This is a genomic window from Mesobacillus sp. LC4, from assembly GCF_053543455.1.
The window spans coordinates 971,673-986,741 of sequence record NZ_JBGCUB010000001.1; the positions used below are offsets into that span (position 1 = coordinate 971,673).

Consider the following 15,069-nt stretch of genomic DNA (forward strand, 5'->3'; position numbering starts at 1 on the left):
GGGAGGTAGAGTTATGATTATTGAAAAAGTCGATACTATGCGCATTGCTGTCCCTTTGAACAAGCCATTTAAAACCGCACTCCGTACAGTTACGGTCGCTGAAGCGATTTTCGTTAAAATTTCCTGTGATAACGGAATCACTGGCTGGGGAGAAGCACCGCCAACTTTGGTCATAACAGGGGACAGTCTCGCAAGTATCGAGGCAGTAATAAATGAGGTCATCAAGCCAATTTTGTTGAAAAAGAACCTTATTAACTATGAAGCTATCTTTCAGGGGTTAAAAACCGCCCTTGTAAATAATTCAAGTGCAAAGGCAGCCATTGATATGGCACTTTATGACTGTATCTCGCAAAATTGCAGACTTCCGTTATATCAATTCCTTGGCGGTTACAGAAACGAGATAGAAACTGATTTTACCGTCAGCGTCAACAGCCCTGATGAAATGGGTGAAGATGCCGTTCATTATGTTAATAATGGATTCAATGTGCTAAAGGTAAAGGTAGGGATAGGTGAAATCTCGACCGACATTGCCAGGATCCATGAAATCCGTAAAAGGATAGGCAATGACATCAAGATTCGTCTTGATGCGAACCAGGGGTGGAAACCGAAGGATGCAGTCAGGGCCATCCGAAAAATGGAGGATCTTGGCCTTGATATCGAGCTAGTTGAACAGCCAGTTAAAGCAGATGACCTGGAAGGTTTAAAGCAGGTTACTGATTCAGTCGATACTTTAATAATGGCTGACGAAAGTGTTTTTTCACCTAAACAGGCATTCGAGGTGATCAAGAGGAGAAGCGCTGACTTGATTAACATAAAGTTAATGAAGTCAGGAGGAATTTATCAGGCTCAAATGATTAACCAAATGGCTGAAACCGCAGGGATTGAATGTATGGTTGGCAGTATGATTGAAACCAGGCTGGGAATTACAGCTGCTGCCCATTTCGCGGCAAGCAAGAAAAACATCACCCGTTTTGATTTTGATGCGCCATTAATGCTGGCGAATGACGTAATTTCAGGCGGAATAATGTATAATGGCAGAAATATCACCCTTCCGGACCAACCTGGTCTCGGTATAAAAGAAATCCTTTTAGAAGGAGGAAATTCCCATGGAAAGCAATAATATCTGGCTCGTCAATGTCCCCGTAGCGACATTGTGGACTTCCCATGATTCAGCAAGGGAAATAGACATGGATGCAACTTCTGGAAACTTGAATATAGAAAAATGGCTTGAAAAGCTTACATATGAGCCACGATTGCAACTATGCGATGACAACCTTGTACAATCACAGGTTTTATTTGGCCAGGAAGTCATGATCATCGGAGAAAAAAATGAGTGGGCAAATGTTGTTGTTCCAGACCAGCCGTCAGGAAAAGATGGGCGTGGTTATCCTGGGTGGATACCGAAAAATCAGCTTATCCAGCAATCAGACTGGTATATCAAAAAAGGTTCAGTGGCTGTCATTACTGCTAAGAAAACCCTCCTATATTCCGAAAAGAACGAAAAGCTGTTGGAATTGAGCTATCAAACAAAATTGCCAGTAGTAGAGGATATAGTCGATCGAATTCGCGTTAAAACACCAACCGGTATCGGCATCTTGAGAGCTGAGGATGTAGCGGTTTTTCCAACAGAGGAGAAGATTCCTAAAGGTAATGGTGCTGCGATCGTGGCTGCGGGCGAGCAGTTCCTTGGTCTGCCGTACCTTTGGGGAGGAATGAGCAGCTATGGCTATGACTGCTCTGGTTTCAGTTACAATATGTGCCTGGCGAATGGCTATACCATTCCGAGGGATGCTCATGAACAAGCGGCAGCTGGTGAACAAGTTCCGCTATCATACATCATGCCAGGGGACTTACTTTTCTTCGCCTACGAGGAGGGAAAAGGAAGCATCCATCATGTTGGTATCTATTATGGAGATGGCAAGCTTCTTCATTCACCGAATACAGGAAAGAATATTGAAATCATTTCCTTGGAAGGAACGATCTACGAGAAAGAACTCTGTGCAGCAAGACGCTACTGGATTGATACGGAGGAATAATGATGGAAAATGAAGTTTTATTAAGTGTAAAAGATCTTAAGAAGCATTTCACTATGGGAAAAAATGAAATCCTAAAAGCAGTGGATGGCATCTCCTTTGATATATATAAAGGAGAAACATTTGGCCTTGTTGGTGAATCAGGCTGCGGTAAATCCACTGCCGGAAGAACCATGATTGGACTCTATGACAGGACAGATGGAGAAGTTGTTTTCAACGGCAAAGACGTGCACTCACTTTCAGAGATAGAAAAATTCCAGTTCCATAAGCAGATGCAGATGATCTTTCAGGATCCGTATGCTTCACTGAATCCTCGTTCTACAGTAAAAGAAATTATCTCAGAACCGATGGAAGTCCATGGAATGTTCCCGAACAAAAAAGAACGTCTTGAAAGGATCTATCAGCTGCTTGAGGATGTCGGTTTAAATCGCGACCATGCCAACCGTTATCCCCATGAATTCAGCGGCGGTCAGCGGCAAAGGATTGGCATTGCCAGGGCACTTGCGCTGGATCCTGATTTTATCATAGCAGATGAACCAATTTCAGCCCTTGATGTATCCGTTCAGGCCCAGGTGGTAAACCTGCTGAAGCGACTGCAAGAAGAAAAGGGTTTGACTTATCTATTCATTGCTCACGATCTTTCAATGGTGAAGCAAATCAGCAACCGGATCGGAGTTATGTACCTCGGCCATATCGTCGAGCTTACAGCTAGTAACCAGTTATACAATAAACCGCTCCATCCTTACACTCAAGCATTACTGTCAGCCATCCCTATCCCAGATCCGGATGTGGAGGATCAGCGCGAACGAATCATCCTGCAAGGAGAACTCCCAAGTCCGATGGATCCGCCTAGCGGCTGTGTTTTCAGGACAAGGTGCCAGCATGCCATGGATATCTGTGCTCAAAAGAAACCTGTGTGGCAGGAAATCGACAAGAATCACTATGTCGCCTGTCACCTATATGATGAGCATTTAGACGAAAAAAGAAAAAAAGAGATGCTTGTCAATATCAGGTAAGGAATAAAAACTATGACATTAGAAGAATTAAGAACAATACTGTTGCAAGAACTCGCTGGGTGTAATGGCCGGGCGAGTTTGTTTTTGGAGATTGAAGGAGAAATTATTGAATTTAACAGTAATGAGGTTTACCAGTCTGCCAGCTTGATAAAATTGCCGATCTTATTCGAGGCTTTGAGGCAAATGGAGACAGGCCAGCTGCAAAAAGAAAGTCAATTGCCTATTGAAGAAGGAGACAAAATTGGTGACACCGGTGTTCTTCAGGCTATGAAGGTCAAACAACTGCCAGTTGTGGATTTAATGTCCCTTATGATCATCGTGTCAGATAACTCGGCAACTAACCTGATGATTGATTTGCTTGGCAAAGACTCTATTAATGCCACTTTATCCAGGCTAGGAATGAGTCATTCTATATTGCAGCGTAAAATGCTGGATTTCTCAGCTATTCAATCCGGTCTCGATAATTATACATCTGCTGCTGATATCGGGCTATGCTTGAAAGAAGGAGTTAATGGAGATCTACTCAACCAAGACTCAAAATCTATCTTCCATGCGTTTTTACTGCAACAACAATTCAAGGAAAAGCTGCCATTATATATGGATGATACATTACTTAAAATCGGAAATAAGACAGGAGAACTTCCCGGAGTCGAACATGATTGCGGTATAATTGCCTATGGTGAGAATGAAGCAATTATTGTTGTACTAATTGATGAACTATCAGATCCACAATCCGGAAAATCGACAATTCAGCAGATTGGGAAGCACATAAACAGCTTTATAACAGGTCTTTCGACTCCAATCGACCATAAGTGATAGTTTCTGATAACAGATTGATATCAGCTGCTAGCAATTTAATACCTGGTATTTTTGTATTCTAACAGGTCATGATTCCATTCTATTGTTGATTAAAAAAATCAACACAATTAAAATAATGATGATATCCATTTTGATTTTGCAAGGAGAAGTTAAATGAAGGTAAAGGAAAGCACGACAGGGTCTAATATCGCAGATGCAGTAGCTGTCAATAATCAATCACCCTATTTTGTGTGTATACATAAAAACTCCGTGATTCTTTCCATAGATGAAGGCGGCACCCAGTTGCTCGGATACAAGTATCCAGGTGAATTAATAGGTAAATCGATATTTTCCTTTTTGGCTGATACTAGGCAAGAAACAATCACTGACAGAATCGCAGCAATAGAAGAAGGAACAATTCTGGATGGTATGATAATGAGTTTCTTGATAAACGGAATTCCAATGGACCTCCAGGTCGATTCTGAATGTACGATTTTTAATGGGGAACCAGCTATTAAATCCTTTCTTCGCTTTATAACACCCAATTCCATTGCTCAAGATTACTCGGAAGAGGCAGGTTCACTTATACTAAGTGCAAACAAAGGCATTGTCATCACCACACCAGAAGGCAAGATACGGGCTGTCAGTGATTCATTCACTCGATTGACAGGCTATCTTAAGGAAAGTGTGATTGGTAAAAACCCGAGGTTATGGAAGTCGCACAGCTATACACCGATTTTTTATAAGAGAATGTGGGACTCTATTATGACAAGGGGATGTTGGGAAGGAGAGTTATGGAATAAACGAAAAGATGGCAGCCATTATTTAATGAAGGTGAACATCTTCTCGATCTTGAATGAAGAACGAGAACTGGTAAATTACCTCGCTGTCTATACTGACCTTTCCGAAGTGGAAAGGCTTTCCCAGCAGCTCAAAGAACGCGAGGAACAATACAGGACACTTGTAGAACTTTCGCCTAATGCCATTATTCTGACTCAATATGATCAAATAGTTTACGCTAACCCGCACACTGAAGCCTTATTTGGGTCCAACTTGAAAGAGATAATCGGCAAACCGGTTGGGTCTTTTTTCATCAACCATCCGAATCTGGTTTCCAGACTTGATTTTAATGATAAGACAGTGATCAGTTTTGAGGATCAGTTTAAAAAGGAAGACTCATATATTGATATTGAAGTATCATCTTCCTTAATTACCTACCAGGGAGAAAAAGCTGTATTGACTGTTATAAAAGAAATCACTAAGCGTAAAAGCATGGAAAGAGCTCTTCGGGAAAGTGAAGAACAGTATCGCTTCATTGCTGAAAATTCATCTGATATGATCGGAAGGCTTTCACGTGAAGGAAAGATCATTTATATATCTCCCTCAAGCAAGAGGATTCTGGGCTATAAAAACGATGAGTTGATTGGAACAAATCTTTACGGGAAAATCCATCCAGAAGATGGTCAGCAACTGCTTGATCAATACGGAAACCCTAATGAATTAAGTGGCATCGTAACATCCAGTTACAGGATGCGTCATAAAAATGGCAGTTATATATGGGCTGAGACTACTGCAAGACCGGTAAAGGACAAGTCAGGCAAGTCTTCAGGTATGATGTTCGCCACAAGAGACGTGACGGCAAGGAGGACCATTGAAAATCAATTAAGAGAAAGCAATTCTCTCCTGAGGAAGCTATCGTCTCTTGATGGATTGACTGAAATATATAACCGCCGCGCCTTTGACGAATTCCTTATTACTGAATGGTCTTTTGCTTGCAAGCAGAAAACCGCATTATCCCTGCTTTTTTTAGATATTGATTATTTTAAAAATTACAATGATACGTATGGGCATATCCAGGGCGATAACTGCTTGAAATCGGTTGCCCGTGAGCTCGAACGATTTTTCCATGAAAAAGGGTATTTTGCTGCGAGATATGGGGGCGAAGAATTTGCGGTAGTTCTTCCGAATACGGAGGCACCAAGAGCATCTCAACTAGCAGACGAATTCCGTTCAATCATCCAGATGATGAACATTGAACACCTAAACTCCAAAGTCAGCAGGAGTGTTACAATCAGTATCGGGATTGCGTGCGTCAATCCTATACATCAGCATGACCATCAGCAGATTCTCGAATTTGCCGACCGGGCGCTCTACAAAGCTAAGCAAAACGGCCGAAATCGTATTGAAGTATGTGAAAGTGCGAATAATAATTAGATCTTAGCTTATTAAGTGGCTCCATCGACTGTAGATCGATGGAGCTTTTTGTTCTTTACATTGCTTTTTCCATTAATTTTACTTTCTCCTGGTCAACGCTATATTTTAGAGACCATATTAAGAATAAGATTCCGAAAGCAATATACATGATTCCGCCGAACATACCCACCAATCTTGGGCTGAACCATTCCAGCGCTAAGCCTGTAAAGAACATGGAAAACCCGATGAAAGTATTGGACAGCATACTGGTGATACCGAAGTACATTCCGTGCCATTTTGAAGGAATAGTATCCATTGCCACTGTGTCGAGAAGTGTGTTGCCGACTCCGCTGAACACTGCGGTCATGCCAAACAATGCAGCGGCCAGCCAAAAGGATTTTGTCTGGCTTATCGTCGTCAACATCAACCCTTCGCCAATGATACAAACAAAAGAAAATAATAGAAACCTATTTTGGATCATCCTTGTTAATAAAGGGCTGATAATCAATCCTACACCAAGAACACTGTAAAAGATCCCCACTCCCAGATCAGCTTTTTCAAATGTCTCGACGGCATACACGCTTATTAACACATTCTCAATCCCATTAATAAGCGGGATGATAAGCTCGAACATCATTAACAACAACAGGAACGATGAAGCTGCAATAACGGGCAGCAGCTCACTATACTTTTCATGATTTGGTTTAATGGTCAAGTCATTTTCTTTCTTTGGCTCAAGAGAAGGCAGTGTCGATAAAATCCAGCCGGCAGCAAGGAAGGATACAATATTAAGCATAAATGCTGTTTTCGCTCCTAGGAAATAGGACACAACCCCGCCGCTTAATGCTCCAATTACTAATACAAATCCTATTAATACTTGTTCCCAGCCATTTATATCTTTTAGTGATTTCGACGAAACCATGGCAGGAATGCTTGATTTTCTGATGGGTGCGTAGATGGCTTCTCCAGACGCCAGCAGGAAGGAGGCAGCGTAGACAATCCACATATCATCAGGATGATCGACCGCTAGAAAAGACAATGCTATAACCGCTCTGGCTATGTCGGTAATGATCATGACTGTTTTTCTTCCGAATTTCATTCCAAGGCTGCTGCTCAAAGGGCTGAAGAATAAAAAGGGGATCATCCTGAGAGCCATTGTGATGCCGACAGAGAGTCCAGAACCAGTCATTTGCAGGATGAGTGCCAGCAGCGCCACCTGGCTGAACCGGTCCCCAATTCCATTAATGATGCCAGCGAAGAATAGCTTCCGGTAGGATTTCTCCAGGTTAAATGTTTTGAACATAGTGTCCTCCAACAGTTAATTATATATTAATCTAATTAGATTATAATCTAATCTAATTGTAAAAGGAACTATTTTTTTCGCTGGCTGGCATGCATCAAACAAATGATAAATTTCTTGCAAAATATCAATCAAAAATGTATTCATAAAAAGTAATATGCTATATAATTATTTTCGTATTTCTGAAATTTTGAAGTCAAAATGTTATTTTTATAGATACAGGGGGAATGATGGATGAAAATGAGAGTTTCAGCAGTCCAGTACCATCTTCACACGATCAGGTCGTTCGAAGAGTTTGCTCAGCAGTGTGAGCATTATGTAAAAACAGCACAGGAGTATGGTTCAGAATTCGTTTTGTTTCCTGAGTTCTTTACTACTCAATTATTATCAATCGGAAGTGAGCAGGGTACGAGGCTGACCATCAATGAACTCCCCGGTTTTACTGAACAATATTTAAACCTGTTCCAGAATTTCGCATTGGAAACAGGCATGCACATCATTGGCGGTACGCATGTCATCGCTCGAGAAGGAAAGCTCTATAATGTGGCGCACATGTTTTACCCAGATGGCAGAATCGTTGAGCAGGCGAAGCTTCATATCACGCCAACCGAGGTAAATGAGTGGAATATGAGTGCAGGTGAGGGTTTCAGGGTATTTGATACAGACAAGGGTCGCATTGCGCTGCTAACTTGCTATGACATTGAGTTCCCAGAAATCGTAAGAATGGCTAAAGCTAAAGGTGCAGACGTCATTTTCGTACCTTCCTGTACAGATGACCGCCATGGTTTCCATCGCGTTCGCTATACAAGCCATGCTCGAGCTATTGAAAACCAGGTCTACGTTGTTTTGACAGGAACGGTTGGTGCATTGCCAACTGTAGACTTTATGCGTGCCAATTTTGGCCAGGCGGCAGTGATTACGCCTAATGATATTCCGTTCCCGCCAAAAGGCCTTCAGGTTGAAGGAGAACTTAATGATGACATGATCGTTACTGCTGACCTTGACTTAGAACTACTATACGAGGTGCGCGAGAGAGGTTCTGTCACTACTTGGCGTGACCGCCGAACGGACCTTTATCCGGACTGGGAACAGACAGAAAAAATCTAAACTGATAAGGAGCATGGTTCATGGAATATATTCGTGTTAACAGTATTGAAGATCCGCTTTTTGCAAAGCTCCATAATTTAATGAAAGAAGTCTTTCCACCCGAAGAGGTACTGGAGTTCGATTTATGGAAAGAGCCTCTCGAGGATCCGGGCATCAGAGTATTCGTTGCTGTACATGAAGATGAGGTCGTTGGTGTAACTGAATATCGATACTATCCAGACTGGAATATAGCCATGACGGATTTTACGATTGTTGGAAAGCCGGGACTCAGTCTTGGAAGATTCCTTGCAAATAAAAGGATGGAAGACTTGCAAAACCTCGCTGGTGAAAAAGGCGTAGAGTTGTTTGGGATGTTTGCAGAGATTTATGATCCATATAGAAAGACAGACCATGATTTTGGCGGCGTAAAAACGATGGATCCGTTTGTGAGACGAGAAGTCTTATCTCACCTAGGCTATAAGCGACTTGATATCGAGTATGTGCACCCATCATGGGAGAATGACGGAGAAGCTGTAGAGGGACTTGATCTATGCTTCATGCCGACAGATGAGATTACTCATGAGCTGCCGGCAGCGTTAATCTCAGATTTTCTCACTACTTATTATTCCGTTCTCGCTAACAAACCTGAGAAGTGGAGCAATATGATTGATCAGCTAAAAAATAGAGAAACCGTGACTTTGTTGCCTTTATAATCTGGGCACAAACGTCAATTCAGCAAAAGTGACGGTTGCGGCCTTGTTATAAGTGTAGAACCAAGATAGGTTTTATCTCGTTTTCACTAGGTTCTGTAATAAAAGAAAAATAGACGGAAAAATTCCGATTATATTGGAAAAGACCCTTATTTTCTTAAAAATAAGGGTCTTTTTTCCGTCAAAATGATTCAAATCGTTGTGTTTTGTTTTATTTCTAGCAGTTAACCGGAATAGCTCCGCTTATTTCTGCGTGTTAAACGAAATCCATATACATTAACCGGAAATCCTCCGCTTAAATGGCATCATACAAAGACGAAATCGGCAAGGAATGATAACAGCCTATTATTGCAAAGATAACACTGTCTTTCTGGAAAAGACAATCACATCAGGTGATAGTACCAGGTACTAATTCAGTGGAGAGGGAACAGAAAAACAGACCTTATAAACCCGTTTTTCGTCCGATATTATATTAAAAAACAGCTTCATTATTGTAATATAGTTCATTTTAGGTAACAAAAAAACGGCCTAAGCCGTTTAAAATGCATAATGAAAAATTCCATAGTAAAGGGGAACAACAAAGATCAATCCACTTAGCCTAGCTGCAAGGGGCATCGGTTCTTCGTTTTCATCTACATCGAGGCCAAAATCGGCTGCAAAACGGTCCGCAAAGAATACGGTAAAAATGACATCCCAAAGAAGACCAAATACAAAAACGATTTTCCAGACTAGAGGGATCAGCATTGGTGTCTCCGTTACATAACCAAATAATCCAAACCATGTGATGATTGAAATGACAAAATCTGTCCTGGTGATCTTGTTTTTATATTTTCCTTTCATTAAAAACCAAATTGCTGTCGTGCCTAAAAACCCCAAATATATAATCCATAAAAAATCAGCCATCTTATTTACCTCTTAATCTCTATTATTTGCATACTCCAATGTTTTTATCTGTTTTTGATAAGGCGATATGGAAAGTGGATAGCAGTTGCATAGTCCTTGAAATACAGTTTGAGAGCGCACTTTACCTATTATAAATGTGTATAGGCAATGTTGGAATAGAATATTGTCGAAAAAACACTTTTGTTTTTTTACAAATGAATGTTGAATTTTTTAATTAAAGGTGTAAAATTACACTAAACGAATCATATTGGATTAAAGAGGGATTGGGGGATAAAAATGGAACATACTCCTAAAGAAGAAAGACGCAGGATTTTTCGTAATGAGCTCTATCATTTAAAAGAACTAGGTTATGTTACTGGAGAGGAATACAAAAATGTATCAGAAGCACATAATGAATACTTTTTGGATTTGATGGCAAAGGAACGGCAGGAGAAAGAGTTGGCAGCAAGAACGAAGAAGAATGATTCTGTTGCCTTTGATGACCAGCCTGCAGCCAGCATACCAATGAAGGTGAATCGAAAAAATCAGCCTATTGTCAGGCCAAAGAAATCAGCAGAAGAGATCCGTGAACGAAACATTTCCTGGTCGCTGAGTCTTGGAGTCATCATGCTTTTGATTGGCGGGTTGTTTGTTGCGACAAGCAACTGGGAGACGATGACTCCCTTCATGAAAACTGGGTCCATCGCGCTTGTTTCGGGTTTATTTTACGGAATTGCCTATATGAGCTACAAGGTTCTAAAAATCGATAAGACAGCCTTTGCATTTGTGATCCTTGGCAGCTTATTCCTTCCGATCTTCACCTTATCGCTTGGGTGGTTTGAATTGCTGGGTTCTTACTTATCGTTTTATGGAGAAGGCCGCTTCATATTAGGGGCAATAAGCAGTTCTGTTTTGATTCCTATATATGGTTTTCTCGCTAATAAGCTGTCTTCAAGGGTGTTTGTATGGTTTTCGTTCATTACTGTATCGATTACAGCAGCCTATCTGTTGAAAGCGATTGGCTTGCAAACAGATGGTTTTTACCTTGGACTGGTTGTGTTTAACACTCTTCTGCTTGCATCTTATCATCAGCTGAAAAAGAAAGATGTTTTGTCGCTCTTCACGGCCGAACTTGCGCTATACGCTCAGGCCAACCTGGTCCTGTCTACATTATTGATGCTTTTCTTTTATGAGAATGATGTATTCAATGGCTTCAACTTGATTTTGACTGCCATCCTTTATCTATCGATGATCTTCGTTAATGGCCATAAAGAGTATCATTTTGTTTTCAGTGCTATGTTTGTTTATGGTGCTTATCAAATTCTTGAAACCTGGCAATTTGCTGAGGGAAGCATAATTGGTTACGCACTTCTTGGATTTGTGTTCCTGTTCATTCCCAGGTTCATCGATGATAAATATGCTTTGAAAAGAGCGTTCCAGATTACTAGTGCAGTCGTATCGGGTCTTGCTTTTCTATTCATCACAGCAGAAGCGATGATGATTCATACAGAAAATCCATCCTATATTCTGGTGGCTGCTTACCTGATAATTTCGGCTAACTTCCTTTATCTTGCGAATGCCAATGAAAATATGATTTTTAACTATTTAAGTCCGATATTTATTGCGGCAGCTATGTTTGAAGCGGTTTTGCAGACGTGGAAATGGATTAGCATCGAACATCTTTCTTTGCCAATTTATTTCATTGGTTTTGCCTTATTCATGCTTCTAGGCTGGCCGCTCAAGCTGAGATCTCTTCAAGTAATCAAAACTAGCTCGCGTGACGTCGGGATCGTCATCATGCTTTCGATGATTCTTATTACATTTTTTCAGTCGCTTTGGTGGGAGCTGGGGATGATGTATTTTCTGACTAGCTTTGCTTTTTATGTCATGAAAAACATCGACACCCGGGCGATTTTGCCGTTGATAGCTCAATGGGCAGCGCCAATTACACTCGGTTTATCTGCAACTGCAATCGGGGAAGAGATAAGGTTGAATTCCAGCTTCTATCACGATGCTATAGGAATGCCGGGAAATTTTGCGCTTGCGGGTGTCCTTTTATTGGCTGTCAGTTACGGTCTTGGTAGAATTCAGGAAACTAAATTGTCAAAAAACGCCTTTTTCTGTGGACATGGTTTTTATGCAGCAAGCTTGTTCTACACCTTCACGTTTCCTATTTCGAATCTTTACGGAGAATCCGTTATTTGGTTTGGCGGCATCCTGATGTCTCTTCTGCTTTATAAAGTGTCAAAAGAACCCATAGTGGCATTTATCTCAGCATTGGTCAGCCTCGCATGGTACTTGATCACTTTCAATTCTATTGATGAGAAGTTGTACGACTTCAGCACATTTTCCGAGGCACTGATCATCCCTGGTGGTGGCTGGTTATTGTTGGGAGCGGCCGCTTTGCTTTTTCAAAAAAGAAAAGAGCTTGCAGTTGCGCATTCATGGATTGCACATGTCTATCTCGCTCCTATCATGGCAGTCGCCTTTATCATTTACGGTGAAGAAGCAATAATAAGCTATTTGATTTCAGTAGGAATTTATTCAGCGAGTATTCCTTTTGTAAAAAAGGAATGGAAGGTGAAAGCACTCCTGTACGCAGCGTTCACCTCATTGTTTTTAGCGATTCATACAGGTATCAGTTATTTTTCAGAAACTGAAACAGGTCATTATGGATTCTTGCTGACAAGCATTCTGTTGGCTGCATTTTGGAAATTGTCATCTGCTAAATTCAAACAGAGAACATTGTATTATCTTGTGCCGATTTCGCTGTTAGGGGTAGCCAGCTTCCTCGCAGCATATCCATACAATTGGCTGCTGTATGGAATAACGATTGGGTACGCAGCGGCAATATTGGTTTTGCTTCATAAAGTGAAATGGGAATTAGCTGCGATCGCTCCTTTGATGATGATTTTTTACGGTACGATCCAGATGATCTTCCAAGCCCGTCAAGAAGTATCTTGGGATATAGCGATTCTTTCTGGATTCGGTATATTGCTTATTCTTTCAGGAAGAAAAATCTTTCAGAACCTTTGGGAAAAAGGTGTCTCTATTGGACTGAAAAGCCTGGATGCTTATTCAATAGTGGGTTTCCTGTTCATTGTTTCGGTCGCTTTTCTGAATAGCGAAACCTTCTGGGCTCTCATTATCCACGGCCTTCTTCTATCTGCAGGATTATGGCTGCAGAGGGACAGGGTTCATGGTACAGGAGTCAGGGTAATTCAATTTACAGCGGGTGCATACCTTTTGGTTCCTTATTACACAGCTCTAGAGCAATTTGAAATACCAGCCATTCTGGAACGGGAAGTCTATGTTCTTCCTTTTATTGCTTTAAGCATCTTTGCACGCCTTATTTTTAAAGGGGAAAATAAACAGATCACTAGCTATATCCAATGGGCAGTACTGATAATCGTCTCGCTTTTGTTGATCCAGGACGGCCTCGAGAGCAATACCGTTTATGATGCTTTGATTCTTGGAACGCTGTCATTGATTTCAATGCTGGCCGGAATGTGGCTAAGGATAAAATCGTATTTCTTTGTTGGTTCGGGAGTTTTGCTTCTGAATGTTATCCTGCAAACACGACCGTTCTGGGGAAATTTACCTTGGTGGGGATACCTGTTAATCACTGGTTCCGTATTGATCACTATCGCTAGCTTCAACGAATGGCATAAACAAAAAGGAGCCAAGGGAGAGAAGACCTATCTCGTAAAATTAAAAGAGCGTCTGCTCGTAAAATTAAAAAGCTGGAACTGAATGAAGCTGGCAAAGGGAGAGTTGAAGTCCTTTGCCAGCTTTTTTTTAGAGATATAAAATGTGCATTTTTTATATATTTCTGTTAACATTCTAAAAAATAAAGGTGTCTCATCAGCTAAGGAGGTTGTGAAATGAGGGATGTAACTCTTTTAGACATATTCGAACACCATATTGCACAGAAATATTTGAAGCGATCAGGCATGGCCCATGCTATTGCTGTCGCTTATCACGCCTTCCACCTTGCCAGAGAGCATAATGTTGACGTTGATATTGCAGCGAAAGCCGGTTTCCTGCATGATATCGGCCATTTCACATGGTACAGGAATGGAAAATGGGATTACGAGCTATATCGGAAGAATGATATCCACCCGATCAAGGGAGCTGAAAGGGCGCACAAACTCCTGATCCGTTTGGGTGAAAACCCCGTACAGGCGAAAGCCACTTCACTTGCAATCCTTTTCCATACAGACTCCTTTTTACCGACAAATGACATTGTACGTACTCCGCTTCAGCAGGTAGTGAAATGGGCAGATGAAAAAGATGAAGAAGAAGGAGGTAAGCATCATTACAGAAAAATAGAGCATGAGCGTGCAAAGCAAAGCTTGATCAGGCTAGATCGAATGATTGATGAAGTGCTAATCAACGGTGGGAGCGGGGGAGATACTCAATTACCATCGTAAAGAACAACAAAGGGCATCCATTGGATGCCCTTTGTTGGTTATATTAACGATTTTCCGGAAAAATTCTTTTAATCGTAGAATTGAATTCTTCCGTAAGCCCCACGATTGGCCTTCTGCTCAAAAGCTGATCCCTATAGTCTGTCATGCTGACAACAAAGTCCGCATTGGGGGAGACATACACGTCAGCAATAGACTCATCGTTCACTTTAATTTGTTGAGAGATTTTGTTCTGCAATTCACCTGGAACTCTATCTGTGTTGCCACTTTCAAGAACTACAGCCACATATGCTTTTCGCTGGACTGTTATGACCGTAGCGTTTTGGACTTCTTTAAGCATTTCCACTTGTTCCTCAGCATTTTGATCCACATGCATTCTGTATGTTTGGTTATATGAAGTAGAGTTGTACTCCTGATTGATATTCTGGATTTGTGCTTGGTTGTTATTTATTCGGTAAGTTTCTGTGCCCTCATCCGTATATGTATTGCACCCAGTGAACAATAGGATGGTCATTATCAGAATGAGCAGCTGTATGCTGATTCGTTTCATTGGCAAATCCTCCTATTTTTAAAATCTGGAATATATTGCCCAATCTAACGAATTTTTATTCAATTTATATA

The 15,069-nt window shown here is 41.2% G+C and carries 12 protein-coding genes; 9 read left to right on the top strand and 3 right to left on the bottom strand.

What is annotated here, in order from left to right; genetic code table 11:
• Positions 1–13 precede the first annotated feature (13 nt).
• From AB5I83_RS05055 to AB5I83_RS05075, 5 genes are all read left to right on the top strand, one after another.
• Entirely contained in the window at positions 14–1,120 is a 1,107-nt protein-coding gene (locus tag AB5I83_RS05055; RefSeq protein ID WP_448973310.1) for a mandelate racemase/muconate lactonizing enzyme family protein, read from the top strand.
• The gene (locus AB5I83_RS05060; protein WP_448973312.1) at positions 1,107–2,036 is read left to right on the top strand and encodes a C40 family peptidase; all 930 of its coding nucleotides are present in this window, start codon (positions 1,107–1,109) and stop codon (positions 2,034–2,036) included. Before AB5I83_RS05055 ends, AB5I83_RS05060 begins: the two co-directional genes overlap by 14 nt.
• A gap of 2 nt (positions 2,037–2,038) precedes the next feature.
• Complete coding sequence (locus AB5I83_RS05065; RefSeq protein ID WP_448973926.1) at positions 2,039–3,049, top strand: ABC transporter ATP-binding protein; 1,011 nt, start codon at positions 2,039–2,041, stop codon at positions 3,047–3,049.
• Between the two features lie 12 nt (positions 3,050–3,061).
• Entirely contained in the window at positions 3,062–3,865 is an 804-nt protein-coding gene (locus tag AB5I83_RS05070; protein WP_448973314.1) for a serine hydrolase, read from the top strand.
• A gap of 156 nt (positions 3,866–4,021) precedes the next feature.
• On the top strand, positions 4,022–6,061 hold the full coding sequence (locus tag AB5I83_RS05075; RefSeq protein WP_448973316.1) for a PAS domain S-box protein: 2,040 nt from the start codon (positions 4,022–4,024) through the stop codon (positions 6,059–6,061).
• 55 nt (positions 6,062–6,116) lie between these two features.
• Here the strand turns inward: AB5I83_RS05075 and AB5I83_RS05080 are convergent, their stop codons facing one another.
• On the bottom strand, positions 6,117–7,343 hold the full coding sequence (locus tag AB5I83_RS05080; RefSeq protein ID WP_448973318.1) for an MFS transporter: 1,227 nt from the start codon (positions 7,341–7,343) through the stop codon (positions 6,117–6,119).
• 231 nt (positions 7,344–7,574) lie between these two features.
• Between AB5I83_RS05080 and AB5I83_RS05085 the strand changes: the two genes are divergently transcribed.
• Both AB5I83_RS05085 and AB5I83_RS05090 read left to right on the top strand, forming a co-directional pair.
• Entirely contained in the window at positions 7,575–8,447 is an 873-nt protein-coding gene (locus AB5I83_RS05085; protein ID WP_448973320.1) for a carbon-nitrogen hydrolase family protein, read from the top strand.
• A gap of 20 nt (positions 8,448–8,467) precedes the next feature.
• Positions 8,468–9,139, top strand: a complete 672-nt coding sequence (locus AB5I83_RS05090) for a GNAT family N-acetyltransferase (RefSeq protein ID WP_448973322.1) — start codon at positions 8,468–8,470, stop codon at positions 9,137–9,139.
• A gap of 534 nt (positions 9,140–9,673) precedes the next feature.
• On the opposite strand, the gene AB5I83_RS05095 is transcribed toward AB5I83_RS05090, so the two are convergent.
• Positions 9,674–10,039 (bottom strand): hypothetical protein, encoded by a 366-nt coding sequence (locus tag AB5I83_RS05095; RefSeq protein WP_448973324.1) that lies wholly within the window; start codon positions 10,037–10,039, stop codon positions 9,674–9,676.
• A 276-nt stretch (positions 10,040–10,315) separates the two neighbouring features.
• Between AB5I83_RS05095 and AB5I83_RS05100 the strand changes: the two genes are divergently transcribed.
• Both AB5I83_RS05100 and AB5I83_RS05105 read left to right on the top strand, forming a co-directional pair.
• The gene (locus AB5I83_RS05100) at positions 10,316–13,771 is read left to right on the top strand and encodes a hypothetical protein (protein ID WP_448973326.1); all 3,456 of its coding nucleotides are present in this window, start codon (positions 10,316–10,318) and stop codon (positions 13,769–13,771) included.
• A 131-nt stretch (positions 13,772–13,902) separates the two neighbouring features.
• Positions 13,903–14,451: an HD domain-containing protein gene (locus AB5I83_RS05105; protein WP_448973328.1), complete on the top strand. Its 549-nt coding sequence runs from the start codon at positions 13,903–13,905 to the stop codon at positions 14,449–14,451.
• Positions 14,452–14,494: 43 nt separating this feature from the next.
• Here the strand turns inward: AB5I83_RS05105 and AB5I83_RS05110 are convergent, their stop codons facing one another.
• Complete coding sequence (locus tag AB5I83_RS05110; protein ID WP_448973330.1) at positions 14,495–14,998, bottom strand: YhcN/YlaJ family sporulation lipoprotein; 504 nt, start codon at positions 14,996–14,998, stop codon at positions 14,495–14,497.
• Positions 14,999–15,069: the final 71 nt, after the last annotated feature.